Origin of the sequence: Niallia taxi (genome assembly GCF_032818155.1) — a bacterium.
Classification (GTDB): domain Bacteria; phylum Bacillota; class Bacilli; order Bacillales; family Cytobacillaceae; genus Niallia; species Niallia taxi_A.
Map to the genome: position 1 here is coordinate 1,683,236 of NZ_CP102589.1, position 24,944 is coordinate 1,708,179.

25 protein-coding genes and 1 other annotated feature are annotated in these 24,944 nt (G+C 39.0%); of the genes, 18 read left to right on the forward strand and 7 right to left on the reverse strand.

Features of this window, described 5'->3' with window-relative positions; all coding sequences use genetic code 11:
* The first annotated feature begins 17 nt into the window (after positions 1-17).
* The 12 genes from NQZ71_RS08215 (at position 18) to NQZ71_RS08270 (ending at position 12,275) form a co-directional block, all read left to right on the forward strand.
* Positions 18-161 (forward strand): YqzL family protein, encoded by a 144-nt coding sequence (locus NQZ71_RS08215; RefSeq protein ID WP_144452611.1) that lies wholly within the window; start codon positions 18-20, stop codon positions 159-161.
* A gap of 31 nt (positions 162-192) precedes the next feature.
* Positions 193-987, forward strand: a complete 795-nt coding sequence (gene recO / locus NQZ71_RS08220; protein WP_275006774.1) for a DNA repair protein RecO — start codon at positions 193-195, stop codon at positions 985-987.
* Positions 988-1,025: 38 nt separating this feature from the next.
* Positions 1,026-1,204 (forward strand) — a binding site (T-box leader).
* A gap of 119 nt (positions 1,205-1,323) precedes the next feature.
* Positions 1,324-2,202: a glycine--tRNA ligase subunit alpha gene (gene glyQ, locus NQZ71_RS08225; protein WP_317011651.1), complete on the forward strand. Its 879-nt coding sequence runs from the start codon at positions 1,324-1,326 to the stop codon at positions 2,200-2,202.
* Positions 2,203-2,207: 5 nt separating this feature from the next.
* The gene (gene glyS, locus NQZ71_RS08230) at positions 2,208-4,274 is read left to right on the forward strand and encodes a glycine--tRNA ligase subunit beta (RefSeq protein WP_317011652.1); all 2,067 of its coding nucleotides are present in this window, start codon (positions 2,208-2,210) and stop codon (positions 4,272-4,274) included.
* 101 nt (positions 4,275-4,375) lie between these two features.
* Positions 4,376-4,990 carry a transcriptional regulator CcpN gene (locus NQZ71_RS08235; RefSeq protein WP_144452613.1) on the forward strand — a complete coding sequence of 205 codons (615 nt, stop codon included), beginning with the start codon at positions 4,376-4,378 and terminating at the stop codon, positions 4,988-4,990.
* Positions 4,991-5,011: 21 nt separating this feature from the next.
* Positions 5,012-5,839 (forward strand): pyruvate, water dikinase regulatory protein, encoded by an 828-nt coding sequence (locus NQZ71_RS08240; RefSeq protein ID WP_127737422.1) that lies wholly within the window; start codon positions 5,012-5,014, stop codon positions 5,837-5,839.
* Between the two features lie 382 nt (positions 5,840-6,221).
* Positions 6,222-6,614: a DUF188 domain-containing protein gene (locus tag NQZ71_RS08245; protein WP_260053801.1), complete on the forward strand. Its 393-nt coding sequence runs from the start codon at positions 6,222-6,224 to the stop codon at positions 6,612-6,614.
* A gap of 59 nt (positions 6,615-6,673) precedes the next feature.
* Positions 6,674-8,482 (forward strand): DNA primase, encoded by a 1,809-nt coding sequence (gene dnaG, locus NQZ71_RS08250; protein ID WP_144452614.1) that lies wholly within the window; start codon positions 6,674-6,676, stop codon positions 8,480-8,482.
* A 37-nt stretch (positions 8,483-8,519) separates the two neighbouring features.
* Positions 8,520-9,644, forward strand: coding sequence for an RNA polymerase sigma factor RpoD (gene rpoD / locus NQZ71_RS08255; protein ID WP_127737424.1), 1,125 nt, complete (start codon positions 8,520-8,522; stop codon positions 9,642-9,644).
* Between the two features lie 115 nt (positions 9,645-9,759).
* Complete coding sequence (locus tag NQZ71_RS08260) at positions 9,760-10,302, forward strand: LTA synthase family protein (RefSeq protein WP_317011654.1); 543 nt, start codon at positions 9,760-9,762, stop codon at positions 10,300-10,302.
* A gap of 151 nt (positions 10,303-10,453) precedes the next feature.
* On the forward strand, positions 10,454-11,173 hold the full coding sequence (locus NQZ71_RS08265) for a tRNA (adenine(22)-N(1))-methyltransferase (protein WP_317011655.1): 720 nt from the start codon (positions 10,454-10,456) through the stop codon (positions 11,171-11,173).
* The gene (locus tag NQZ71_RS08270) at positions 11,160-12,275 is read left to right on the forward strand and encodes a Nif3-like dinuclear metal center hexameric protein (RefSeq protein ID WP_317011657.1); all 1,116 of its coding nucleotides are present in this window, start codon (positions 11,160-11,162) and stop codon (positions 12,273-12,275) included. The genes NQZ71_RS08265 and NQZ71_RS08270 overlap by 14 nt, the downstream gene beginning before the upstream one ends.
* A 42-nt stretch (positions 12,276-12,317) precedes the next feature.
* Here the strand turns inward: NQZ71_RS08270 and NQZ71_RS08275 are convergent, their stop codons facing one another.
* Positions 12,318-13,259: a 4-hydroxy-3-methylbut-2-enyl diphosphate reductase gene (locus tag NQZ71_RS08275; RefSeq protein WP_144452618.1), complete on the reverse strand. Its 942-nt coding sequence runs from the start codon at positions 13,257-13,259 to the stop codon at positions 12,318-12,320.
* 175 nt (positions 13,260-13,434) lie between these two features.
* Entirely contained in the window at positions 13,435-14,031 is a 597-nt protein-coding gene (locus NQZ71_RS08280; RefSeq protein ID WP_260053804.1) for a YqfQ family protein, read from the reverse strand.
* A gap of 323 nt (positions 14,032-14,354) precedes the next feature.
* Between NQZ71_RS08280 and NQZ71_RS08285 the strand changes: the two genes are divergently transcribed.
* Together NQZ71_RS08285 and NQZ71_RS08290 are read left to right on the forward strand one after the other, a co-directional pair.
* Positions 14,355-15,665: a DEAD/DEAH box helicase gene (locus NQZ71_RS08285; protein WP_317011658.1), complete on the forward strand. Its 1,311-nt coding sequence runs from the start codon at positions 14,355-14,357 to the stop codon at positions 15,663-15,665.
* A 33-nt stretch (positions 15,666-15,698) separates the two neighbouring features.
* Entirely contained in the window at positions 15,699-16,592 is an 894-nt protein-coding gene (locus NQZ71_RS08290; protein ID WP_144452620.1) for a deoxyribonuclease IV, read from the forward strand.
* Positions 16,593-16,651: 59 nt separating this feature from the next.
* On the opposite strand, the gene NQZ71_RS08295 is transcribed toward NQZ71_RS08290, so the two are convergent.
* The 4 genes from NQZ71_RS08295 to NQZ71_RS08310 all read right to left on the reverse strand — a co-directional run bounded on the left by NQZ71_RS08295 (position 16,652) and on the right by NQZ71_RS08310 (position 19,363).
* Positions 16,652-16,978, reverse strand: a complete 327-nt coding sequence (locus NQZ71_RS08295) for a hypothetical protein (protein WP_317011659.1) — start codon at positions 16,976-16,978, stop codon at positions 16,652-16,654.
* Between the two features lie 107 nt (positions 16,979-17,085).
* Positions 17,086-17,937: a TIGR03943 family putative permease subunit gene (locus NQZ71_RS08300; RefSeq protein WP_144452622.1), complete on the reverse strand. Its 852-nt coding sequence runs from the start codon at positions 17,935-17,937 to the stop codon at positions 17,086-17,088.
* A 12-nt stretch (positions 17,938-17,949) separates the two neighbouring features.
* Positions 17,950-18,816 (reverse strand): permease, encoded by an 867-nt coding sequence (locus NQZ71_RS08305; RefSeq protein ID WP_317011660.1) that lies wholly within the window; start codon positions 18,814-18,816, stop codon positions 17,950-17,952.
* A 289-nt stretch (positions 18,817-19,105) separates the two neighbouring features.
* On the reverse strand, positions 19,106-19,363 hold the full coding sequence (locus NQZ71_RS08310) for a DUF2624 domain-containing protein (protein WP_144452624.1): 258 nt from the start codon (positions 19,361-19,363) through the stop codon (positions 19,106-19,108).
* A 194-nt stretch (positions 19,364-19,557) separates the two neighbouring features.
* Between NQZ71_RS08310 and NQZ71_RS08315 the strand changes: the two genes are divergently transcribed.
* Positions 19,558-19,971, forward strand: a complete 414-nt coding sequence (locus NQZ71_RS08315; RefSeq protein WP_127737436.1) for a zinc uptake transcriptional repressor Zur — start codon at positions 19,558-19,560, stop codon at positions 19,969-19,971.
* Between the two features lie 37 nt (positions 19,972-20,008).
* Here the strand turns inward: NQZ71_RS08315 and NQZ71_RS08320 are convergent, their stop codons facing one another.
* The gene (locus NQZ71_RS08320; protein WP_144452625.1) at positions 20,009-20,581 is read right to left on the reverse strand and encodes a 5' nucleotidase, NT5C type; all 573 of its coding nucleotides are present in this window, start codon (positions 20,579-20,581) and stop codon (positions 20,009-20,011) included.
* A gap of 195 nt (positions 20,582-20,776) precedes the next feature.
* On the opposite strand from NQZ71_RS08320, the gene NQZ71_RS08325 reads away from it, so the two are divergent.
* The 3 genes from NQZ71_RS08325 (at position 20,777) to NQZ71_RS08335 (ending at position 24,886) form a co-directional block, all read left to right on the forward strand.
* On the forward strand, positions 20,777-21,181 hold the full coding sequence (locus NQZ71_RS08325; RefSeq protein ID WP_144452626.1) for a DUF308 domain-containing protein: 405 nt from the start codon (positions 20,777-20,779) through the stop codon (positions 21,179-21,181).
* A gap of 373 nt (positions 21,182-21,554) precedes the next feature.
* Positions 21,555-23,432, forward strand: coding sequence for a beta-glucoside-specific PTS transporter subunit IIABC (locus NQZ71_RS08330; RefSeq protein WP_260053808.1), 1,878 nt, complete (start codon positions 21,555-21,557; stop codon positions 23,430-23,432).
* A gap of 56 nt (positions 23,433-23,488) precedes the next feature.
* Positions 23,489-24,886 (forward strand): aryl-phospho-beta-d-glucosidase, encoded by a 1,398-nt coding sequence (locus NQZ71_RS08335; protein ID WP_375545198.1) that lies wholly within the window; start codon positions 23,489-23,491, stop codon positions 24,884-24,886.
* Positions 24,887-24,944 lie beyond the last annotated feature (58 nt).

Here is a 24,944-nt window from a genome sequence, read left to right on the forward strand (position 1 = left end):
AAAGGTGGGGGTTTATCATGTTAGACTATACCTGGAAGGTTTTCTCGCAGACAGGTAACATAGACACTTATCTACTTTTTAAGGAAATAGAAAAGGCTAACCATGAAATGCCGAATACTCAGAATGAAGAGCTAGCAGATATTGATTATCCCATCTCATAGTCCTGTCCCATAGATAGGGATGGTGAGGGTGATGCTAGAAAAATGTGAAGGCATCGTCATTAGAACGACAGATTATGGAGAGACAAACAAGATTACAACATTATATACCCGCGAATGGGGCAAGGTTGGTGTAATGGCAAGGGGAGCAAAGAAGACAAACAGCAGGCTTTCTGCTGTTACCCAGCCTTTTACATATGCTTATTATTTAGTACAGCGCTCAAGCGGACTTGGTCTAATGCAGCAAGGTGAGATGATAACAAGCTTCCGAGCAATTAAAGAGGATATTATGCTGACAGCGTATGCGAGTTATGTTGCTGAACTGACAGATCGCTGTACAGAGGATAAAAAGCCAAACCCTTTTCATTTTGAGTTGTTGCACCAAACAATGAATTACATGAATGAAGGTTATGATGCACAAATATTGACAAATATTTATGAAATGAAAATGCTTAACGTCATTGGCATGTATCCGGTTTTGGATAAATGTACAATTTGCGGTGCTACTGACGGGCAGTTTTCCTTTTCCATTCGAGAGGGTGGCCTTATCTGTCATCGCTGCTTAGAGCATGATCCGTACCATTATAAAATATCCCAGGCAGCTGTTAAGCTGCTGCGGGTTTTTTATTATTTTGATTTGGGCAGACTAGGTAACATCTCTGTCAAGGAAGCTACAAAGGAAGAGCTGAATACCATTATTTCAGCTTATTATGATGAATATTCAGGCTTATACTTGAAATCAAAAAAATTCCTTCAGTCCATGAAAAGCTTTGGCAGTGACTTTATGAAAAACAGCCCAAATATTAATAAGAACAAAGACGAAGGTTGACAATTGGAATTATTTTCGTTAATATTTTTTGTAAATAAACAGTTGCGTTGAAAAGAAAGTAGTACTTAAATAACTCTTGATCCAGCGAGCCTAGGATAGTGAAAGCTAGGTGCATGAGCTTTAAGGAAGGCGTTCGTGGAGCAACACTCACATGAAAGTGGCTGCAATATGTTTGCAGCAAATAGGGTGGAACCGCGGGTTAACTCTCGTCCCTATGTCAATCATTGGCATAGGGGCGGGAGTTTTTGCTGTGTAAAAACAGCAAAATAAATGTTATACATAAATCCTTTCGCTTCTATCTATTGAGAAAAAAACTATTTGGAGGCTAGAGCTGACATGAATATTCAAAACATGATTTTAACACTGCAAAAGCATTGGTCAGATTATGGTTGTATTTTAATGCAGGCATATGACGTAGAAAAAGGGGCTGGAACAATGAGCCCTTATACCTTCTTAAGAGCAATCGGCCCTGAGCCTTGGAATGTGGCTTATGTTGAGCCATCCAGAAGACCTGTTGATGGACGTTACGGGGAGAATCCTAACCGTTTGTATCAGCATCACCAATTCCAAGTTATCATGAAGCCATCACCAGATAATATTCAAGAATTGTATTTGGACTCTCTTAAAGCACTTGGTATTAACCCGCTTGAGCATGATATCCGTTTTGTTGAGGATAACTGGGAAAATCCATCATTAGGATGTGCTGGTTTAGGCTGGGAAGTTTGGCTTGACGGGATGGAAATCACTCAATTCACATACTTCCAACAGGTTGGCGGTTTAGAATGTAAGCCTGTTTCAGTTGAAATCACATATGGTATTGAAAGACTTGCTTCTTATATTCAAGATAAAGAAAATGTATTTGATTTAGAGTGGACAGACGGCTTTACAATCAGAGACATCTTCTATCAGCCAGAATTTGAACACAGTAAATATACATTTGAAACGTCAGATGTGGATATGCTTTTCCACTTGTTTAGCGTATACGAAAAAGAAGCGCATCGCCAAATGGATGAAGGACTTGTGCATCCGGCATATGACTATGTATTAAAATGCTCTCACGTCTTCAACCTTCTTGACGCAAGAGGTGCCATTTCTGTTACAGAGCGCACAGGCTATATTGGAAGATGCCGGACGCTTGCACGTAAAGTTGCTAAAACATTTTATGAAGAGCGTGAGAAATTAGGATTCCCTATTTTAAAAGGCAAGGAGGTTTGATTAGCATGAGTAAAAAAGATTTATTGCTAGAGATCGGCTTAGAAGAAATGCCTGCCCGTTTTGTCACAAGCAGCATGAACAGCTTAAAAGAAAAGGTGGAAGCATGGCTGAATGAAAAGCAATTGCAATTTGATGCAATTGAAGCATTCTCTACACCAAGACGCCTTGCGATTCTCGTTTCTCAAGCGGATGAAGCGCAAAAGGATATTGAGGAAGAAGCAAAAGGCCCTGCTAAAAAGATTGCTCTTGATGAAAAAGGGGAATGGTCTAAGGCAGCTGCAGGCTTTACTAGAGGTCAAGGTGCGACGGTTGAAGATATTTATTTCAAGGAAATCAATGGTGTGGAATATGCACATGTTAAAAAATTCATTAAAGGCCAAGCAACAATTGATTTGCTGCCTGCATTAAAAGACATCATTTTAAGCTTGACGTTCCCAAAAAATATGCGTTGGGCAAATAATGACCTTCGTTATATTCGTCCAATTAAATGGATTGCCGCATTATTTGGAGATACAGTCGTTCCGTTTTCGATTACAGGTGTGGAAACAGACCGTAAATCGCTTGGTCACCGTTTCCTTGGAGAAGAAATCAGCTTTGCTCAGCCTAGCAATTATAAAGAAGCATTGCTAAGTCAGTTTGTCATTGCAAACCCTGAAGACCGTAAAGAAGCTATTCTCTCGCAAATTAAAAAGATTGGCGAAGAAAACGATTGGATTATCCCAATTGATGCAGATTTGCTGGAAGAAGTTAATAATCTAGTTGAATATCCGACAGCTCTCTTCGGTAAGTTTGAAGAATCCTTTTTAGAGCTTCCAACCGAAGTGCTGATTACAAGCATGAAGGAGCATCAGCGCTATTTCCCTGTTAAATCAAAGGATAATACATTGCTTCCTTACTTTATTACAGTGCGCAATGGTGACCATAACCATTTAGAAAAGGTTGCAAAAGGGAATGAAAAAGTATTAAGAGCTCGTCTTGCAGATGCTGCGTTCTTCTATAAAGAAGATCAAAAGCAGGATATTGACAAGCTTTTGGCGAAGTTAAAATCCATCGTATATCATGAAGAAATAGGCACACTTTCAGAAAAAGTTGCCAGAGTACAAGGGTTAACAAATAACATTGCTGATACGCTTAACTTCTCAGCAGATGAAAAGAAAAATGCAGATCGTGCTGCCCAAATTTCGAAATTTGACCTTGTTACAAACATGGTTTATGAGTTTCCAGAGCTACAAGGGCTTATGGGTGAAAAATATGCTTTGCAAAAAGGGGAAGCGCCTGCTGTTGCTAAGGCAATTAACGAACACTATATGCCGAGACACGCAGACGATAACACTGCCGCAAGCAATGGAGGTGCAGCACTTGCTCTTGCAGAAAAATTGGATACAATCGTTTCTTTCTTTGCTATCGGCTTGATTCCAACTGGTTCACAAGACCCTTATGCGCTGCGCAGACAGGCTACTGGTGTTGTACAGACATTGATGGATAAAGAGTGGGATTTATCTTTGGAAGAGCTTGTATCACTTGCTATGCATAATGTAAAAGGCTTTGCAAAAACTTCTGAAGAAGAACTGCATAAAAATATTATCGATTTCTTTAAGGCCCGTATTAAGCATATTCTTCAAGCAGAAGGTATTCGTTACGATTTAATTGATGCAGTTCTTGGCGATACACTTGGCAGTCCTGCAAGCCTGCTTAAAAAGGCTAAGGTGCTTGATAGCCATAAAGATGATGCTAACTTCAAAAATGGTATTGAAGCATTGGCACGTGTCATTAATATTGCCAAAAAGGCAGAAGTTAAAGGCTCTGTTAATTCATCCTTGTTTGAGAATGACGAGGAAGGCAGCTTGTTCCAAGCAGTGCAATCAGTGAAAGAGAAACTGACAAAGGATACAGAGGAAGACGTATACTTCACTTTGCTGCTATCTCTTGAATCATCCATTGCCTCGTATTTCGACAACACAATGGTAATGTCAGATAACCCGTCCTTGAAAGAAAATAGATTAAATCAAATGACAGAGCTGGCAGACATAATAAAAGGCTTTGCTAATGTTTCTGAAATAATGGTGAAATAAAAAAAGTGTGGTGGAGATTTCTCCACCTACTTTATTTTTAAATGTCTTCCCATATGAGCCGTCAGAAAGACGCTTTACTTTGCGAAGGTGGTGAATGAACGATCAAACTGAATAAACGCCAACAGCAAATCGTGGAAATCGTAAAAGCGAATGGTCCAATAACGGGAGAGCATATTGCTGAAAACTTACATTTAACTAGAGCGACATTACGTCCTGATCTTGCCATCTTGACAATGGCTGGATTTCTCGATGCAAGGCCTCGTGTCGGCTATTTTTATACTGGCAAAACGTCAGAGCAATCAGAAAGAATTGGTAACTTGTATGTGAAGGATTATTATTCCTGTCCTGTTGTAGCAAGTGATACAACATCTGTATACGATGCAATTGTTACGATGTTTACAGAAGATGTCGGAACAATTTTTATCGTTGATGCTAATAATGCTCTTGCAGGTGTTGTTTCAAGAAAAGACATGCTAAGGGCAAGTATTGGCAAGCAGGAATTGTCGTCATTGCCTGTTACCATTATCATGACAAGAATGCCGAACATCACGTATTGTTACTTGGACGACAAGTTAGTTGATGTCGGTAAAAAGCTGATAGAGAGAGAAATAGATTCTCTGCCTGTTGTAAAAGAGGAACAAGATGGTCTTAAAGTAATCGGACGAGTGACAAAGACAAATATAACGAAAGCACTTGTGAACTTATCCAATGAATAGATAGAAGAGGAGGAAGTTTTCATGACTGAAAGGCAAATCATATATGTAGTATCCGATTCTGTCGGAGAGACAGCCGAACTCGTAACAAAAGCCGCAATAAGTCAGTTTTCCGGTCATAATGTGAATGTATCCATAAAAAGGTTTCCTTTTGTGGAAGATAAGTCAAATATCCGTGATGTGATTCGTCAAGCTAAACAAGAGCACGGAATGATTGCATATACACTCGTAAAGCCGGAAATGCGGAAATACATGCAGGAGCTTGCTGTTGAAGAAGGAGTTTATGCTGCAGATATCATTGGTCCAATCATCGACCAGTTTCAAATGCTATGGGGCAAAACTCCGCTTTTTGAACCAGGTCTAGTCAGAAAGCTGGATGAAGACTATTTCAAGAAAGTGGAAGCAATTGAGTTTGCTGTCAAATATGATGATGGAAGAGACCCAAGAGGCTTGGAAAAGGCAGACATTATTTTGCTTGGTGTTTCCAGAACTTCTAAAACACCTCTATCACAATTTCTTGCCCATAAGCGGGTGAAGGTTGCCAATGTGCCGATTGTCCCTGAAGTAGATCCTCCGAAGGAATTATTTGAGGTTCCAGCACATAAATGCTTTGGCTTAAAAATCAGCCCTAAAAAGCTGAATAACATTCGTAAGGAAAGATTAATTTCCTTAGGTTTAAGTGATAGTGCAAGCTATGCTCAAATTGAACGTATTGAGCAGGAAATGGCTTATTTCGAAAATATTGTGGACAAAATAAAATGCCCTGTTATCGATGTGACAAATAAAGCTGTTGAAGAGACTGCTAATATTATTTTTAATTTATATTACCGCGCTAAGAACAATCATTTCTAAAATAAAAAAACCGCAGAAGAATCGTGCTTTGCAGTTAATAAAAGCTGGATTATCTTTTTAATGCGAAAACCTAACCTTTTCTCAAAAAATACTGTTGTTTTTTTCGGAAAACTTATGGTATTAAGCTAATTAATGTACTATAATAGAAAATTGTGATAAAAAAGTATTGTAAATAGGTTTAGACTTGGCTCATAACGAATAAACTATTTAATGTGAGAAGTCAAGAGGAAGAAAAAAATAATTTTCGACAACGACTCTTTCCATGAAAAAGTATTCATGAAAGAAGGAATATATGGAGTGATGTAGAATTAGTAGTACATTGGATAAATGCATCATATATGTTGACGCTGATTCTTGTCCTGTGAAAGAAGAAATTGTCGAAATGGCTACAAGCAGATCTATTGAGGTAATTTTTATCGCTTCCTATGCTCACATGAAACGGCATGAAGACGGAACAAACTGGAAGTATGTTGACAGTAGCAAGGAAGCAGTAGATATGTTTATTATGAATGCCGTAAAGGCAAATGATGTAGTAGTAACACAGGATATTGGATTGGCAGCAACACTGCTGCCCAAAAGAGTTTATGTTCTTACTCCAAGAGGAAATATCCTTGAGGAAAAAGATATTGGGACAGCTCTGGATATGCGCTATCTTTCTGCTAAAGCAAGAAGAAGAGGCATATACGGAAAAGGACCTAAGCCATTTGAAGAAAAGGATCGGCAGAAATTCAAAAAAAGTTTCGGAATCGTTTTGTCGAAAGTTGCAGGAGAATAAGCTGATTGTGTCGAATGTCTTATGTATAGGAATGTTAGTAGTAGGGAGATGTGTTGAAAATGGTTGAGCGCATTCCTGATGAGAAAGTAAACGAGGTCAAACAGGCAATTGACATAGTTGATGTCATTGGGGAGCATGTTGCATTAACAAAGCAAGGACGCAATTATTTGGGATTGTGTCCATTTCATGGCGAAAAAACCCCCTCATTTTCCGTTTCACCTGAAAAGCAGATATTTCATTGCTTTGGCTGTCACGCAGGAGGAAATGTATTTACCTTTCTAATGGACTTACAAGGCTATTCCTTCCAGGAAGCAGCTTTCCATCTGGCAGAAAGAGCGAATGTTGATCTCGGTGTAGAATTGCAGGAATCAAGCAATAAGCCTGCCATTTCTAAAGACTTGCAGCAAATGATGGATGCTCACGATCAGTTAACTAAATTTTACCATCATATTCTTGTAAATACAACGGATGCTGAGCATGCTTTACAGTATTTGCTTGACAGGGGCTTTACAAAAGAGGTCATTGAGAAGTTTCAAATTGGCTATGCACCGAATCAGTGGGATTTTGCGGTGAAGTATTTAAAGAAATATGACACTTCATTAATGGAAAAAGCCGGTTTAATTATCAAAAGTGAAAAAGGGGATAAATATTTTGACCGCTTCCGCGATCGGATAATGTTTCCTATTTATGATCGAAATGGCAATCCAATTGCATTTTCCGGACGTACACTAGGGGACTCAACTCCCAAATATTTAAACAGTCCGGAGACACCAATTTTCAATAAAAGCAGCACCCTATATAATTTTCATATGGCGAGGCCAAGCATAAGAAAAACACAGCATTCTGTCCTGTTTGAGGGATTTGCTGATGTGATTGCTGCTAACCGTGCAGGTGTGGAAAATAGTGTCGGGACGATGGGAACATCCCTAACGGATGAGCATATTGCTATTTTAAAGCGAAATTCCCGAACGATAACCATTTGCTATGATTCAGACTCAGCAGGAATCGAAGCAGCCTACCGTGCAGGAAAAATGCTGGCTGGTGCCAATTGTACAGTTAAGGTTGCCATGCTTCCAGATGGTCTGGATCCGGATGATTACCTTAACAAATATGGGGAAGAAAAACTGCAGCATGAAATCATGCAGGCGAGCGTTCCGTTTATGAGCTTTAAGCTCATATATCATCGCAGAGGAAAAAATCTGCAAAATGAAGGAGATAAGCTTAGCTATATAGAACAAGTATTGGGAGAAATAGCTAAGCTTGGGAATGCAGTCGAAAAAGACCTTTATTTAAGGCAGCTGTCATCGGAATTTTCCATCTCTCTCGATGCATTAAAAATGCAGGAGGAAGAGCTTGCCGGCAGGCAAACAATAAATAAGCCAAATAAAAGCATTAATGCGCCAGTTAAGCAATATAGTGTAAGAAAAAGATCCAACCACTTATTGCCGGCATACCATACTGCCGAACGAAGGCTGATTGCCCATATGCTTAAAAGTGAGGATATTGTATTGAAGGTCCGGGAAGCTTTGCAAGACAGGACATTCAATATTGATGAACATCAAGCGATTTTCACTTATTTGCTGGCTTTTTATGAAACAGGACAAAGTTCAGATTCAAGCGCCTTCCTTAATTTCATCCGTGACGGTGAACTGCAGCGGATTGTGGCAGACATTGACATGATGGAAGTAAATGAGGAGGTCAGCGATCAAGAGCTTACCGATTATTTGAAACAGCTGTTGAATTACGAAAAAATGCTGGAAATTAATGAAAAGAAAGCATTGCAAAAAGAAGCAGAGCGACAAAATGATTTTCTAAAGGCAGCAGAAATAGGAATGGAAGTCATGTTGTTAGTAAAATCATTAAAATAAATTTGATTGTCTTGATTTTTTGGAAGGAGGGGGACATATGGCTGAAAAGTCAGCCCGTTCAAAAGAGGTTGAAACGGAATTGACCCTTGATCAGGTAAAGGAACAATTAACAGAAGTTGGAAAGAAAACTGGGGTGCTTGCATATGATGATATTGCAGAAAAATTAGCCAGTTTTGAATTAGACTCCCATCAAATGGATGAGTTCTATGAAGTATTAGGTGATCAAGGAATAGAGCTTGTTGGAGATGGCGAGGATGAGCCACCGAATGTTCAAGAGCTTGCAAAAGGCGAGGAAGAGTTCGATCTTAATGATTTAAGTGTGCCTCCTGGCGTTAAAATAAATGACCCTGTACGTATGTACTTGAAGGAAATTGGTCGTGTAGACCTACTTTCCGCAAAAGAAGAAATTGTATTGGCAAAGCGCATCATGGAAGGCGATGAAGAAGCAAAACGACGCCTTGCAGAAGCAAACTTAAGACTTGTAGTAAGTATCGCGAAGCGTTATGTCGGCCGTGGAATGATGTTCCTTGATTTGATTCAGGAAGGAAATATGGGCCTAATCAAAGCAGTTGAAAAATTCGACTACGAAAAAGGATTCAAATTCAGTACGTATGCGACATGGTGGATTCGTCAGGCAATTACAAGAGCAATTGCGGACCAAGCCCGCACAATTCGTATTCCAGTCCATATGGTCGAAACAATTAACAAACTGATTCGTGTTCAGCGTCAGTTGCTTCAGGACTTAGGCCGCGAACCGACTCCGGAAGAAATTGGAGAGGATATGGATCTTACACCAGATAAAGTAAGAGAAATCTTAAAGATTGCACAAGAGCCTGTTTCCTTGGAAACACCGATCGGGGAAGAAGATGATTCTCATTTAGGTGATTTCATTGAAGACCAAGATGCAACATCTCCATCAGAGCATGCAGCATATGAGCTTCTTAAAGAACAGCTTGAAGATGTTCTTGATACATTAACAGACCGTGAAGAAAATGTCTTAAGACTTCGTTTTGGTTTGGATGATGGACGTACGAGAACACTTGAAGAAGTCGGAAAAGTATTTGGGGTTACGCGTGAACGTATTCGCCAAATTGAAGCTAAAGCACTTAGAAAGCTTAGACATCCTAGCCGCAGCAAAAGACTGAAAGATTTCTTAGAATAAGCGAGCTAGTTTAAATTCAAGTAATGATTGCCAAGAAATAGTTTACTTCTTACAATAGAAGTGACTGTTTCTTTTTTTTTTAACCGTATTAACATTAAGGATGGATGTGCTGCTCATGGAGGATAATAGAAAAACAGTGATTATCCAAGAAATACTTTATTGGAAACAAAATAAAATGCTTCCGGAACATTACTGCGATTATTTGCTCACCCTTTATACTGAAGGCAACAGAATAGAAGAGGAAGAGCTGCCAAAGCAAAAAGAAAAACAAAAACATTATATTTCCAGTGCAATCTTTTTATTGTTTATTCCGATTACAGTAGGTTTCTTATATTTTACTGAATTGTCTTTCATTTTGCAAATGGCTATTTCACTAATTTTTCTGATAATTTCAGTGGCAGGCATTTACTATTATCAGGTGAAGGGTCTTGGAAACGATATTCCCGTAACAGTAGCGGCTTTTATTGTCCTGCTGTTCAGTGTCAAAGCTGTACTTGAATATTTTCCTGAACAAATAATATTCTTATATATTATTTTAGCGATAAATTGTATCATTTGGTTTTGGGTAGGGCGAAAATTTAAGCTCATTTATTTTTCGATATCCTCCTATATCGGTTTTTTGATGATAGTGCTCCTCGTTTTTATGTCTTTTCGCTAATACGAAACGGGGCTTAAAGGACATGAGTACCAATGCAAGAATTATGAAAAAGGTAAATTGTGGTTCTTATGGAATTCTATAATTAATTATGTTACAAATAGGTAATAGAACAACTTTGTACAAGAAAAAGCAATGAAATGTGGTGTTAGGGATGAATACAGACAGATTATCTAATCGTCTTGAAACAGTGGCAAAATACATACCGGCAGGAGCAAAATTCGCAGATATCGGTTCAGACCATGCTTATTTGCCATGCTATATGCTGAAAAAACAGAAAGCTTCTTTTGCAATTGCAGGAGAAGTAGTTGATGGACCGTTTCTATCTGCTCAGAAGCAGGTCGTAAATGAAGGCCTTTCAGATGTTATTTCAGTTAGGAAAGGAAACGGATTGGAAGTCATAAACGATGGAGAAGTAGACTGCATCACAATCGCCGGAATGGGAGGCTCTTTAATAGCGGCAATTTTGGATGATGGAAAGGACAAGCTGCGTTCAGTTAAACGACTTGTTCTTCAGCCGAACGTTAGCGCCTATTCAATCAGGATTTGGCTTGTGGAGAATGACTGGTCCTTAGTGACAGAAGAGATTATCGAAGAGGACGATAAGATATATGAAGTGCTTGTCGCTGAAAAAGGAGAAGGGAAAAAACCTTATTCTTCTCATATTGATGCAGAGCTTCTGCTTGGTCCATATTTAAGCAAAGAAAAAAATCAAGCCTTCCAAAAGAAGTGGAGCATTGAAAAAGCAAACTGGGAAAGAATCATTGGCCGCTTAGAAACTGCTAATGAAACAGAGGAGACTGCTGCTAAACGACAGGAGCTATCATGGAAAATTGCACTCGTACAGGAGGTACTCGGAAATGAAAGCAATTAATGGGTTTGAAATTATATCGCTGTTTGAGCAATTTTCACCAAAGGCTTATGCAATGGAAGGGGATAAAATAGGCCTTCAAGTGGGCGATTTGAGCAAACCTGTTCACAATGTAATGATTGCTTTAGATGTTACTGAAAAAGTAGTTGATGAAGCGATATCTTTAAAAACGGATTTGATTATTGCTCACCATCCACCGATTTTTCGCCCCCTAACAAAGATAACGGCTGATAATCCTGCAGGAAGACTTATGCAAAAGCTAATCAAGCATGATATTGCTGTATATGCTGCACATACAAATTTAGATGTGGCCAAGGGTGGTGTAAATGACCTGTTGAGTGATGCATTGGGCTTAAGAGATTGCGAGGTTTTGGTGCCTACATATGAAGATAAGTTAAAAAAACTAGTAGCATATGTTCCTGTGGACCACGCAGAAGCCGTTAAGGAAGCAATCGGCAATGCAGGAGCTGGAGCGATCGGGAAATACAGCCATTGCAGCTTTACAGCATTAGGTAAAGGGGAATTTAAACCAGGAGAGGATTCAAATCCATTCATTGGCGAGCCAGGCAAGCTTGAGGTAGTCGATGAAATGAGGGTTGAGACTATTTATCCTCAAAGCTTGGAAAAAACCGTACTAAAGGAACTTAAGAAGGCACATCCATATGAAGAGCCTGCATTTGATATTTATGATGTCGCACAAAAGGGCGAGCAGCTTGGTCTTGGCAGAATCGGCAAAATAGATGAGATGACTTTGGCTGAGTTTGCTGAACATGTCAAAAAGAGGCTTGATGTCCCTGCTGTTAGAGTAGTGGGAGACGTGAAGACGAAGATTAAGAAGGTCGCTGTTTTAGGCGGAGATGGCAATAAATACTTTTCTCATGCAATTAGAAAAGGGGCGGATGTATATGTAACAGGTGATATGTATTACCATGTTGCTATAGATGCCAATGAACTAGGCTTGAATATTGTTGACCCTGGACATAATGTCGAGAAGGTTATGAAAAAGGGAGTCGCATACAAGCTCGTAGCGATGTGTGAAGAAAGAGGTTATAAGGTTAATATTTTCCCATCTAGCCTTCATACAGACCCATTTCAGTTTGTATAAAATAAAAAGCGATGAAGAACAACGGTTCTTCATCGCTTTTTGTTATTTTTTCTTCACTTTTGGAAGAATTTTGTTTAGTGGAACCTTCTTTTCTCTAGTCCATGTTTCTTCATCTTCTGGTTCATATTGCTCTAAAAAGGCAATCACTTCTTTTGTGATTGGCGTTGGTGTTGAAGCACCTGCAGTAACAGCAACAGACTGGGCATTTTCAAGCCATTCCAATTTCAGCTCGGAAACATCTGCAATACGATAGGCTGGAGTGCTGGCAATTTCTTCAGACACTTGTGCAAGGCGGTTGGAGTTATTGCTCATTGGATCTCCAACAACAATAAGAACATCTGCCTCGCCTGCCTGCTGTGCAACTGCTTCTTGCCTTACTTGAGTTGCAAGGCAGATTTCCTTATGGAACTCTGCATGAGGGAACTTCGAATTAATGCTGTCCATTAGGTCTGCGACGTCCCATTGGCTCATTGTCGTCTGGTTTGTTACAAGGATTTTTTCGTTTGTTATCGTAAGGTTTTCGATATCCTGTACTGTTTCAACAAGGCTCACCGCGTGTGGAGCAACACCGACAGCACCTTCTGGTTCTGGATGTCCTTTTTTTCCAATGTAGATGATATAGTAGCCTTCTTTTTCTTTTTCGCGAATTAAATCATGTGTTTTAGTCACATCAGGGCAAGTTGCATCAAGTGTGACAAGGCCTTTTTGTTTGGCGATTTCTCTAATTTCTGGTGATACACCATGTGCAGTGAAAATGACGGTCCCCGTTTCAACCTTTTCAATGATGTCCTTGCGGTTTTTCCCGTCTAATGTAATAATACCATCCTCTTCAAAGGCATCTGTTACATGTTTATTGTGAACAATCATTCCAAGGATGTAAATTGGACGTGGTAATGTTTTATCTAAAGCCGCATTACGTGCGATAACCATGGCATCAACTACTCCATAGCAATAGCCGCGCGGTGCAATTTTTATTACTTTCATTGTAATCCTCCCACTAGAAACCTCTTTATCCGAAAATATTACGAATAAGTTATAAGGACTCAAAAGATATCTTATCATATTCTATTATATAAAACTTATTAAAATAAGACAAAAATATTGAGATTGGAAGAAAGTACAAAAAATAAAAAGACCCAAGGCATGGGTCTGTAAAGGATTAAATATACATTCTCGGAACAGATACTCCGCCTTCTTGCGGACCGCTTTCAGGTGTTGCCTCAGGGATTTCAGTTGGTACGGCACCGCCATTGCTTGTTACAGCTGTTTCTCCAGCTGTTTTTGTGTTTTCGGTCCTTTTGATAGTCTTTTCTTCATCCTCCGTTGTATCACTGCTAGAGGAACTCAAGCCTTTGTAGAGCTTCCACATTGCCGGGATATTTCTCACCATTGGTCCATACTGGCTTATCATCGGGCCAACCTGGCTTGCTGTAGAAAGAAACTTTTGTGAATTTGCAAGAAAACCGTTGATGGAAGCAGGATTTGTCAATGTTTTTAAGATTCCGCCTCCGCTTGCAGCTGCGGCATTTCTTGTCCCTGCGCCGAATGTGGCACCTAAACCTCTTTGCGCACTATTTGTGTCTCCGCCTTTTCCCCCTCCAAGCAATTTGGAAAGTATGCCTCCGCCCCCATTTCTGGCAGGTGCTCCACCGCCTCTTCCCATCATCTGTCTTTGATAGGGATATGGAGCAGGGCCTTGCGGCATCATTCTTCCCCCCATGCCTCTTGGCTGCGGCATACGCGATCTTGGTGGCATGCTGCTGCCTCCTTTCTATATTTACCTGACAATCACTCGCTACTAGTGTATGCAATATAGTTGTCACTTGTTTAGGATTTAGCGGAGGAGAGAAAAAAAGAAATTTGATTTATTTGTCCGATATAAAAAATAGCAAATAAGGAAAAATAAAAAGAATGATGATAAGCAGGGGAATGAAAGGGAGTTTTCTAGTTATTTCGGCAGCTTTCGGGATTATTCCTTAGATTTAGTGGTGTTTTTATGAGATTTTTATTATAATAATATGATGGACTAGTGAAGCCACGGCAATTTTTATCTTGCCTGAACATAAAGGAGTTTTAAAAATGAGTAAAACAAAATTTAATAAATACGAATTACAGCCGTTCATCCTGAACGCAGTCGATGAGCTTGGCTTTTATGAACCAACTGAAATACAGCAAAAGGTAATTCCATTAATTTTAAAAGGCGAAAGTGCGATTGGACAATCTCAAACAGGAACAGGTAAAACCCATTCCTACGTACTGCCAATTGTCCAAAAAATTGTTTCACAGGAAAGTACTGTGCAAGCTGTTATCACTGCACCAACAAGGGAGCTTGCAACACAGATTCATCAGGAAATTCTTAAAATCACAAAACACGCGCCAGAGGCTATTACTTCCCGTTTGTTCATCGGAGGAACGGATAAACAGCGCGCGATTGAAAAGCTGAAAAGCCAGCCCCATATTGTTGTAGGAACACCGGGTAGAATCAATGATCTTGTGAAAGAGCAAGCCTTGTTTGTTCATACAGCATCAATGCTAATCGTCGATGAAGCAGACTTAATGCTTGATATGGGCTTCATAGAAGACGTGGACCAAATTGCTGCAAGAATGCCGAAGAATTTGAGCATCTTTGTTTTCTCCGCAACAATTCCGGAAAAGCTAAAGCCATTCTTGAAAAAATATTTGGAAAATCCTAAATATGTTCATGTCGAGCCAAAACAGCTAACTGCAGCAAAAATTGAACATGTACTTCTTCCTTCAAGGCATAGAGACAAGGTTGCGACAGTATATGAGGCGTTAACTACTTTTAACCCATTTTTGGCAATCGTGTTCACGAATACGAAGCAAATGTGTGACGAGGTAGCATCAGGCCTTTCTCGAAAAGGGCTTAAGGTTGCTAGACTTCATGGAGGCTTAACACCTCGCGAACGTAAAAAAGTCATGAAGCAAATCTTAGATCTAGAATATCAATATATTATTGCAACTGATTTAGCTGCAAGAGGAATTGACATTAAAGGAATCAGCCATGTCATCAACTATGAGCTGCCATCTGATTTAGATTTTTATGTTCACCGTGTTGGAAGAACGGCAAGAGCTGGTTCTTCAGGTATCGCATTGACGATTTACGAACAAGCGGATGAGGATAAGCTGAATCAGCTTGAAAAGCTTGGCATTGAATTTAAAAACATCGATTTGAAAAACGGTGAGTGGGTCGAAATTGAAGATAGAAACCGCCGTAAAAAACGTCAACGCTCAGCAGATGAAATTGATGCGAAAGCAAAATCACTTGTGAAAAAGCCAAATAAAGTAAAACCAGGCTACAAGAAAAAAATGCAGCGTCAAGTGGAAAGCATCAAGAAGCGTGAAAGACGTCTGAAAAGCCGAAACAAATAATTAATTAACTAAATGGGAAGGGAGAGAGAATTTATGGTGAAAATAGGTTCACATGTTTCCATGAGCGGCAAAAAAATGCTTCTTGCAGCGAGTGAAGAGGCATTGTCTTACGGAGCTAACACCTTCATGATCTATACAGGTGCTCCCCAAAATACCAGACGCAAGAAAATAGAGGACTTGAATATTGAAGCAGGGCTTCGTCATATGCAGGAGAACGGCATTGCAGATATCGTCGTACATGCCCCGTATATTATCAATGTTGCCAATACAACAAACCCTGCAACATTCGAGCTTGGTGTTAATTTCTTAAGATCGGAAATTGAACGAACAGAAGCACTTGGTGCCAAACAAATCGTCCTACACCCAGGTGCCCATGTTGGCGCTGGTGAGGAAATCGGTATTAAGAGGATTATTGAAGGTCTAAATGAAGTACTGACAGGCAAAGAGAATTTGCAAATTGCACTTGAAACAATGGCTGGAAAAGGATCAGAATGCGGTAAGACTTTTGAGGAACTAGCTATGATTATGGATGGTGTCACACATAGTGACAAGCTGTCTGTCTGCTTTGACACATGCCATACACATGATGCTGGTTATAATATTGTCGAGGACTTTGATGGAGTTCTTGATGAGTTCGACCGCATTATCGGCTTGGACAAGCTGAAAGTGCTTCATATCAATGACAGTAAAAATGCTGTAGGGATGAAAAAGGACCGTCATGAAAACATTGGCTTTGGTCATATCGGTTTTGATGCATTGAGCAAAATCGTCCATCATCCCCAGCTAGTAGATATTCCGAAAATCCTTGAGACACCTTTTGTCGGGGAAGATAAGAATAACAAAAAAGCTCCATACATGCATGAAATTGAAATGCTAAAAAGCAAAGCATTCAATGAAAACTTATTAGACGAAATTCTAAAAGGATAAAAAAAGGACCATTTCCCACAAGGTGAAATGGTCCTTCTTATTATAACTAGCAGTGTGAATCAAAGGGTAAAAGCTGCTGCAAGTCCAATGAGAAAAAATAAAAAGGAGCCGACGTTGAAACAATTGATGGAAAGGCTGCCTAATGTCCTTTTTAATTTATAGCTGTTTTTAAACCCTAGAGTGCTCGTTGCTGTTGTCATTTCACTATAGTTAGTGAAAAGTCCTCCAGTGCTTGAAAAGAAGATAAACAGTAAAGAAAAGACTATGCCAACATAAAAGATTGAATCGAGTAATAGGAGATTATATTTTTGTACAAGAAGCAAAGAAATACCAAATTCAACAAGGATAACTGCAAATGTAAGAATTAGAAATTTACCATATTTCATTAAATACCCCCTAAGTATGTCCTTTTTATTTTATTGTAACACAAAATACTGATATTTCTGACATTTATAAAGAAAGCAAAGACTACAAATGTGGTCTTTGCTTTTTGTTAATTTTGTCGATACACATATGGATCATTAGGCTCTGAAACCTTTTCCCATTTTGTTACTTTCAAAACAGGTATTGTCTTTTTGAATGGTTGATAATACATCGAATCGATTGTACCGGTTATTTGCAGCCAATCGTCATTGCTGGTTTTTAAGTCGTCTGGTAAATCAAGCATGATACCATATACCCCTGAATCGGCAATACAATGAATGATTCCAAAACGCAGCAGAAATGCTTGGTTAGGTGCCAGTTCATTATCCTTATATGCGAAGCCTGTCAATGTCATTTCTTCCCCCATGAACTCACCTGGATAATTATAGACTGTTTCAAGGTCATTCAAAAAGGTATCTCCCTCTAAAGTAATGGAGTCTTCTTTATTTAATTTTTTTAGACCCTTATCCATAACCTCAGAATAGCCTTCCTTGCCGTAATAGCTGCTTGTGTCAGGTTGAAGAAACTGGTGCTGGCTGTATTCGTCCCCTTCGTCATAAATTGGGAAAAACAGCCCTTTTTTTTCTACAATATTTGAATCAAGTGTGGCAACAGGTAAAAACAGTCCTGTCAAAACAGGCGTAATCATAATAAGAAAAGCAAACCCTCTTTTCCACCAACGATTTTCCTCATGTGCATGATCATGTCCGCAATCCACGCCGCATTTATGTCCGTGCTCATGTTCATGCTTATCTCCTTTTATATAAAAATAAAGGGAAATCAACGTAAACAAAATAAAGATATAAATCGCAGATTCGGATATATACGAGTACTTCATATTGATATATTTAGAAATATCACCAGAAGCATGCAGATGGAAAAAAAGGTATGTGAACCCGATTAATACAAAAATCCGAAACATTTACATGCCTCCTTAAAAAACTAATGTCAAAACTAAAACAGTAACGGTAATAGCTGTACATAGGACAGCAACAAATTTTACTTTAAATGTACTTAACAGCATCATTGTGTTTTTAATATCAAGCATCGGTCCAAAGAGCAGGAAAGCGAGAATCGAGCTTGTTGAGAAGCTGCCCCGAAAGCTTGCTGCAATAAAAGCATCTGCTTGGGAGCAAAGGCTTAAAACATATGCAAGCCCCATCATCACTACATGAGAGGAGACAGTACCATTCCCAATAGAAACAAGTGTTGATGTTTTAATGGTTGTTTGTACAAGTGCTGCTATAAGAGATCCTGCTACTAAATATTTTCCGACAGAAAAAAACTCATCAATGGAGTGTTTCAGCATGGCAGAAATTTTTTCTGAAAAGGAATGATAATGAGCAGCATGGCTGTCTGTTGATTTTAATGGCGAATCCTTCACAATAAATTGTAGGAAGATGCCAATGATAATGGAAGCCAGTATAGCCAATAAACCACGGTGTAGCACCATGCTCCAGCTGTTTCCAAATGCAATGTAGGTCGAAAAGAGGACGATTGGATTGATGATTGGTCCAGTGACCATAAAAGCAACCGCAGCAGGAACGGACACACCTTTAAGAATGAGCCTTCTTGTTATGGGGATAATTCCACATTCACAAGCAGGAATGATAGCGCCTAAAAGCGAGGCGACTATTATAGCCAAGATAGTATTTTTTGGCATAAGCTTCGCAATCATTTCTTCTGAAATAAAAACTTGAATAATACCGGAGAAGATAACACCAATAAGAATAAATGGCAGAGCTTCTATAACAATGCTTATAAAAATGGTGTTTAATTGCAGTAATGATTCCATATTCATATTATTGCTCCTTTTAACTTCCAAAAAATAAGACAAGCAATTCTTGTCCAAGGACAAACTTTAGCATAGCTAGATGAAAAAAAGATGAGAATTACAAGAAATTATTACAAGCAAAATGGTTATCTTTTTGAGAGGATAGTGGGTTTTTTACCGATTCTTGTTAAATAGGTGAATTTAACTAACGCAGCATGACTAGGTCGTGCCTCTTTTTTGAGTATAGACATTATCTTTTTTTGAAAAGACAAAAGCCTCTTTTCTCTGGGTAGAAAAAAGAGGCTTTTGATTAAGACTATTGTTTTGCGAACAGATTGAACAAGTTATTAACTTCCTTTGCAGTGGCTGGGCTTGTAATGGTAGCAAGCTCTCTAATTAGTTGAGCTCTTTCTGTTGGATTAAAGATATTGACTTTTTTACTGTTCAAGTGTTGTGCGAGTTTTTCTGATTCTGAGTCTGAAATAGGTATTTTAAACTGTTTGCTGTATTTCAGCAGTTCTGTAGGTGTAATCGTATGGATTTTGTGGTTTATTATATTTTCAAAAATTTTCATGTCATCACTCCCCATTCTAACATATGAGTGTTAGGCGAAAATGTGTCATGAAAATTTGAAAAAAATTAAATTGATTTATCTGGAGATGCGGTAACTTTACAATTATAGGGCATTCTTGTATACTAGTTTAGATAAAGTATTAATTAAATCGTAACGATTACTATATATATTCCAGAAATTGGGAGGTGTCACAATTGAATGTTGCACAAGCGTTGGACATACTGAAGGAAGAGGGCTATAAGCATACAGGGAAAAGAGAAGATATGTTAGAGCTGTTTGCTGCAAAAAATAAATATATAACAGCTAAAGATGTACTTGATGCTCTGAAAAATGATTATCCTGGCTTAAGCTTCGACACCATATACCGCAACCTATCCCTTTTTGTTGATCTAAATATTTTTGAGATGACAGAATTAAATGGTGAAAAGCATTTTCGCTTTACTTGCTCTCATCATCACCATCATCACCATTTTATTTGTTTAGAATGCGGAAAAACGAAAGAAATTATTACATGCCCAATGGCAGAACTGACAGACAATCTAAAAGGATACGACGTGTCTGGCCATAAATTTGAAATTTATGGAAGATGTCCAGAGTGTGTCCAATAAAAAAATCTACTGTACAAAACAGTAGATTTTTTTGTATTTATTTTGTTTTTATCCAATTTTCAACCCAATCAGAAGCTTCCTGCCAGCTTGTCACTCGGATGACTCCTTCAGGTATCGGGTCTCTGTTGTAAGGTGTATCAAATAATAGGACAGGAATGCCACATTCCTTATGTATCATTACTGCATTATCATGCTTATCCTCAAAAAAGATATCGACCTCGTATTGTTTAACAGCAGCTATTTTATGATGTGTACCAATTAATTCTATATGATCATAGGAAATACCGTTATTAACAAACCATTCCTTCGTAACATCAAGCAGATGCTTGCCTCTGGCACTGATAAAATACAGCTCATGCTTGCCTGCCCAGCTGCTTAAAACAATATTAGCCCCTTCTGCAAGAGGGGAAGCAGTATAAATTCGCGGCTCATTATCAATAAACCATTTGTCAAATTCCTCATGTGAAACTGAAACAAGAGGGTATAAATCGTATTCCTTAATATCATCAAGCGTAATATTTAACTGAAAGCTTTCATTTAAATAGGGAACGAAGGTATCTGGACTAGTGACAGTGCCATCGATATCAATCCCAAACCGTAATTTATTCATATGTACTCCTTTTTATGTTGTTTTCACGAAGGTTTCTATAGAATCCTTCCCTTAAGCTTAACAAAGATACGGACAAGGAGAAAGTCATAACTTCCCAAAAAAAAGCATATTTGCTGCCAAGCTTTTACACTTATAATCATTGCTGTTTTGGCCATTATAATAAATGCTCCTATTATAGAAAGCGAGGGAATGATCATGGCAGACTACAATAGCAATGAAGAAAAGAATCGCATCGATAGAGAGCAAGACGATTCACGTACAACTGATTACATGGAAGAGACATCTGCAGAGATTGTCAATCCAATGCCTTTTAACACAAGTGTCCCGATCCGTCAGAGAGTGGAAACGACGAATGAAGAGGCCAGAATGGCCACCACAGATCGTAGGGAGCATACAGAAAGCAATGGGAGAGGTATCGGTATTACAGCACTGATTATCTCGATCATTTCCCTGTTTGTGATGCCTATCATATTAGGAATCGTCGGGATTGTTGTAGGATTTGTAGCACGCAGACGCGGTGCAGTTACGCTTGGCTCTTGGGCGATTGCGCTTGGAGCATTGTCCATCATCATTGGCATATTTATAGCACCGTTCTTCTAAGGAAACCCTATAACAGTAACATGCCGGCAGCTTTAAAAGGAAGCTGCCGGTTTTTTTTATGAAAAAAAATAATATTTTTTATAGAAAGCGTTGACAATGATTTTAGTGCGTGTTAAATTTAGCTTATAAAACTTAATGAAACCGCTTTAGGATTGTTACTGATAAGCAGGCAAAACCTAAACTACGTTCTTGATCAATGGGGATATTATATCCTTATTACAGGGCGCAGTTTAGGTTTTTTTTATGGAGTTAAAGCTGGAGGGATGTAAAAAGCAGAAACAAAAAGGTAAATAAAAAGCTGTAAATGGGCGGCCACCCACATACAGCTCATGCAAAAAAACAATATTTTCCCCTAAAAATAGGAGGTACTATCATGGATTATAATAAATTATCAAAGGATATTTTGCAACAAGTTGGCGGTGAAGAGAACGTAGATAATGTCATTCACTGTATGACAAGATTGCGCTTTAACTTAAAAGACAACAGCAAAGCAAATCGTCCTCAAATAGAGGCGCTTGAAGGTGTTATGGGTACAAACATTAGCGGAAGCCAATTCCAAATTATTATTGGAAATGATGTTCCGAAGGTTTATAAAGGAATTATTGATAACAGTAAATTAAGTGGAGAAAAAACTAGCGGCGGATCTTCTGGTCAAAAGAAAAATCCGATAAGTGCTGTATTTGATGTCATTTCAGGTGTGTTTACTCCTATCCTGCCAGCAATTGCTGGAGCAGGTATGATCAAAGGTATATTAGCAATTCTTGTAGCTTTAGGTTGGCTTTCTAATACAAGTCAAACGTACATCATATTAACAGCAGTTGGTGACGGTGCGTTTTACTTCTTGCCAATCATATTAGCTGTAAGTGCTGCACGAAAATTTGGAAGCAATATGTTCGTTGCCGCAGCAATTGGTGCAGCAATACTGCATCCTGATTTAACAGCATTATTCACTGCAGGTGAACCAATTTCCTTTATCGGGCTGCCTGTAACAATTGCTACTTATTCATCAACAGTTATTCCAATTCTGTTAGCAATTTGGATTGCTTCTTATGTGGAAAGATGGATTGATAAAGTTACACATGCATCTTTAAAACTTATCGTAGTACCAAGTGTTACATTATTAGTTGTTGTTCCAGTTACATTGATCACAGTTGGACCGCTTGGAGCCATTCTAGGTGAATATCTATCTGGAGGAATCAACTTCTTATTTGATAATGCAGGACTATTTGCTATGATCCTTCTTGCAGGTTCATTCTCGCTTATCATCATGACTGGAATGCACTACGCATTAGTGCCAATCATGATTAACAATGTTACAGTTAACGGTTTTGACTATTTAATGCCGGCGATGTTCTTAGCGAATATGGGGCAAGCTGGAGCTGCATTTGCAGTTGCAATGAAAACGAAAAACAAAAAATTCAAATCACTTTCTTATTCTGTCAGTGTAACAGGATTAATGGGTGTAACAGAACCAGCTATGTATGGTGTTAACGTTCGTCTTAAAAAGCCATTTATTGCGGCACTTATTGGTGGAGCAGTCGGTGGTGCATATTTAGGAATCACAAAAGTTGCAGCATATATCATGGGTGGTAGTGCAGGTATTCCAGGGGTTACATCATTCATTGGACCAGGACTTAACTTTGTAAACGCTCTTATCGGTATGGCAATCGCGTTTGTTGCTGCAGCAGTTGCGGCATATCTAATTGGATTTGAAGATGTTCCAGCAGAGAATTCAGAAGAGCCAACTCAAGATGCAGAAGCAGAAGCGGCTGCAACGAAAGAAGCAGGTATTGTCTCAGAACAGATTTTAAGCCCAATCGTAGGAAAAGCAGTTTCATTAAGCGAAGTGAATGATCCAACATTCGCTCAAGAAATAATGGGGAAAGGGATTGCTATCATCCCAGAAAAAGGGGAAGTGCTTTCTCCAGTAAATGGTGTGATTACGACTCTTTTCAAAACAAAGCATGCTATCGGTATTACAAGTGATAAAGGAGCAGAAATCCTTATCCATGTAGGCTTAGATACAGTTCAGCTTGATGGTGAGCACTTTACAGCACATATGAAAGAAGGAGATGCTGTCAAAGTTGGAGACAAAATCACTTCCTTTGATATTGATGCATTAAAGAAGGCAGGCTTTGACACAATCACGCCTGTTGTTATTACAAACACAATGGAGTATAAAGATGTAACACCACTTAAGAGTGGTCAAACAGGCTCTAATGATGCAGTGCTTGATTTAACTGTAGTTTAAGTAAAAAAAGGGACCAAAATATGGTCCCTTCTTAATACATCGAAGAGGTGAATAAAATGGGAAAAAGATTTCCAGAAGGTTTCTTATGGGGCGGCGCAGTAGCTGCTAACCAGCTTGAGGGTGCATATAAAGCAGACGGAAAAGGATTGTCTACAGCAGACGTCTCTCCGTTTGGAATTATGAGCCCGCCAGATGAATCAATGACTGCTTACAATTTATATCATGATGGCATCGATTTTTATCATAAATATAAAGAAGATATCGCTCTTTTTGCGGAAATGGGCTTTAAAGCCTTCCGTTTATCGATTGCTTGGACGAGAATATTCCCAAATGGTGATGAAACAGAGCCAAATGAAAAAGGCTTAGCGTTTTATGACAATTTATTTGATGAACTGAAGAAATACAATATTGAGCCTGTAGTAACAATTTCACATTATGAAATGCCTTTGGCTTTAGTGAAGAACTATGGCGGCTGGAAAAACCGTAAAGTTGTTGAGTTTTATGAACACTTTGCAAGAACGGTTTTCACACGTTATAAAGATAAAGTAAAATACTGGATGACATTCAATGAAATCAACGTTATTCTTCATGCACCATTTACAGGTGGCGGACTGTTGTTTGAAGAAGGAGAAAATCAAAAGAATTCTCAATATCAAGGCGCACATCACCAGTTTATTGCAAGTGCACTTGCTGTTAAAGCAGGACATGAGATTATTCCTGGCTCTCAGATCGGTTGTATGATTGCTTCCATGGTAACATATCCATATACATCTAAACCTGAGGATATGTTTGCAGCAATGCAGCAAGACCGTCAGACTTTATTCTTCTCTGATGTTCAGGCAAGAGGCAGCTATCCTGGATACATGAAGCGCTTTTTCCGGGACAACAATATTGAAATTGTTATGGAGGAAGGCGATGAGCAGCTCCTTAAAGACGGCACAGTCGATTATATCGGCTTCAGCTATTATATGTCGTTTGTTGCCAGCACAGATCCAGAGCATCAGAAAACGAGCGGGAACCTGCTAGAAGGTGTCAAAAACCCGTATTTGGCTTCATCTGAATGGGGTTGGCAAATTGACCCTAAGGGATTACGAATTGTCTTAAATCAGCTTCATGACAGATATCAAAAGCCGCTGTTTATTGTCGAGAATGGACTAGGTGCAGTTGATACACTAAGCGCGGATGGAACTGTCCAAGATGATTATCGTATTGATTATCTGCAAAGCCATCTTGAAGAGGTGCGAGAAGCAATTGAGGATGGAGTCGAACTAATCGGCTATACTTCTTGGGGACCAATCGACCTTGTGAGCGCATCTACAGCAGAGCTTAGAAAACGGTACGGCTATATTTACGTTGACAGAGACAGTGAGGGTAAAGGTACTAATGACCGTATTAAGAAGAAGAGCTTCCATTGGTATAAAGAAGTAATTGAAACAAACGGCGAATCACTGTAAAAAAAACACCCCCCTTAGCGAGTTGCTAAGGGGGGTGTTTTGTAGTAAAAACCCCAAT

What these genes read in the sequence shown, in the direction of transcription:
- NQZ71_RS08215 (WP_144452611.1), top strand. Translation starts at nt 18, where the DNA reads ATGTTAGACTATACCTGGAAGGTTTTCTCGCAGACAGGTAACATAGAC.
- recO (WP_275006774.1), top strand. Translation starts at nt 193, where the DNA reads ATGCTAGAAAAATGTGAAGGCATCGTCATTAGAACGACAGATTATGGA.
- glyQ (WP_317011651.1), top strand. Translation starts at nt 1,324, where the DNA reads ATGAATATTCAAAACATGATTTTAACACTGCAAAAGCATTGGTCAGAT.
- glyS (WP_317011652.1), top strand. Translation starts at nt 2,208, where the DNA reads ATGAGTAAAAAAGATTTATTGCTAGAGATCGGCTTAGAAGAAATGCCT.
- NQZ71_RS08240 (WP_127737422.1), top strand. Translation starts at nt 5,012, where the DNA reads ATGACTGAAAGGCAAATCATATATGTAGTATCCGATTCTGTCGGAGAG.
- NQZ71_RS08245 (WP_260053801.1), top strand. Translation starts at nt 6,222, where the DNA reads ATGGCTACAAGCAGATCTATTGAGGTAATTTTTATCGCTTCCTATGCT.
- dnaG (WP_144452614.1), top strand. Translation starts at nt 6,674, where the DNA reads ATGGTTGAGCGCATTCCTGATGAGAAAGTAAACGAGGTCAAACAGGCA.
- rpoD (WP_127737424.1), top strand. Translation starts at nt 8,520, where the DNA reads ATGGCTGAAAAGTCAGCCCGTTCAAAAGAGGTTGAAACGGAATTGACC.
- NQZ71_RS08260 (WP_317011654.1), top strand. Translation starts at nt 9,760, where the DNA reads ATGGAGGATAATAGAAAAACAGTGATTATCCAAGAAATACTTTATTGG.
- NQZ71_RS08265 (WP_317011655.1), top strand. Translation starts at nt 10,454, where the DNA reads ATGAATACAGACAGATTATCTAATCGTCTTGAAACAGTGGCAAAATAC.
- NQZ71_RS08270 (WP_317011657.1), top strand. Translation starts at nt 11,160, where the DNA reads ATGAAAGCAATTAATGGGTTTGAAATTATATCGCTGTTTGAGCAATTT.
- NQZ71_RS08275 (WP_144452618.1), bottom strand. Translation starts at nt 13,259, where the DNA reads ATGAAAGTAATAAAAATTGCACCGCGCGGCTATTGCTATGGAGTAGTT.
- NQZ71_RS08280 (WP_260053804.1), bottom strand. Translation starts at nt 14,031, where the DNA reads ATGCCACCAAGATCGCGTATGCCGCAGCCAAGAGGCATGGGGGGAAGA.
- NQZ71_RS08285 (WP_317011658.1), top strand. Translation starts at nt 14,355, where the DNA reads ATGAGTAAAACAAAATTTAATAAATACGAATTACAGCCGTTCATCCTG.
- NQZ71_RS08290 (WP_144452620.1), top strand. Translation starts at nt 15,699, where the DNA reads ATGGTGAAAATAGGTTCACATGTTTCCATGAGCGGCAAAAAAATGCTT.
- NQZ71_RS08295 (WP_317011659.1), bottom strand. Translation starts at nt 16,978, where the DNA reads ATGAAATATGGTAAATTTCTAATTCTTACATTTGCAGTTATCCTTGTT.
- NQZ71_RS08300 (WP_144452622.1), bottom strand. Translation starts at nt 17,937, where the DNA reads ATGTTTCGGATTTTTGTATTAATCGGGTTCACATACCTTTTTTTCCAT.
- NQZ71_RS08305 (WP_317011660.1), bottom strand. Translation starts at nt 18,816, where the DNA reads ATGAATATGGAATCATTACTGCAATTAAACACCATTTTTATAAGCATT.
- NQZ71_RS08310 (WP_144452624.1), bottom strand. Translation starts at nt 19,363, where the DNA reads ATGAAAATTTTTGAAAATATAATAAACCACAAAATCCATACGATTACA.
- NQZ71_RS08320 (WP_144452625.1), bottom strand. Translation starts at nt 20,581, where the DNA reads ATGAATAAATTACGGTTTGGGATTGATATCGATGGCACTGTCACTAGT.
- NQZ71_RS08325 (WP_144452626.1), top strand. Translation starts at nt 20,777, where the DNA reads ATGGCAGACTACAATAGCAATGAAGAAAAGAATCGCATCGATAGAGAG.
- NQZ71_RS08330 (WP_260053808.1), top strand. Translation starts at nt 21,555, where the DNA reads ATGGATTATAATAAATTATCAAAGGATATTTTGCAACAAGTTGGCGGT.
- NQZ71_RS08335 (WP_375545198.1), top strand. Translation starts at nt 23,489, where the DNA reads ATGGGAAAAAGATTTCCAGAAGGTTTCTTATGGGGCGGCGCAGTAGCT.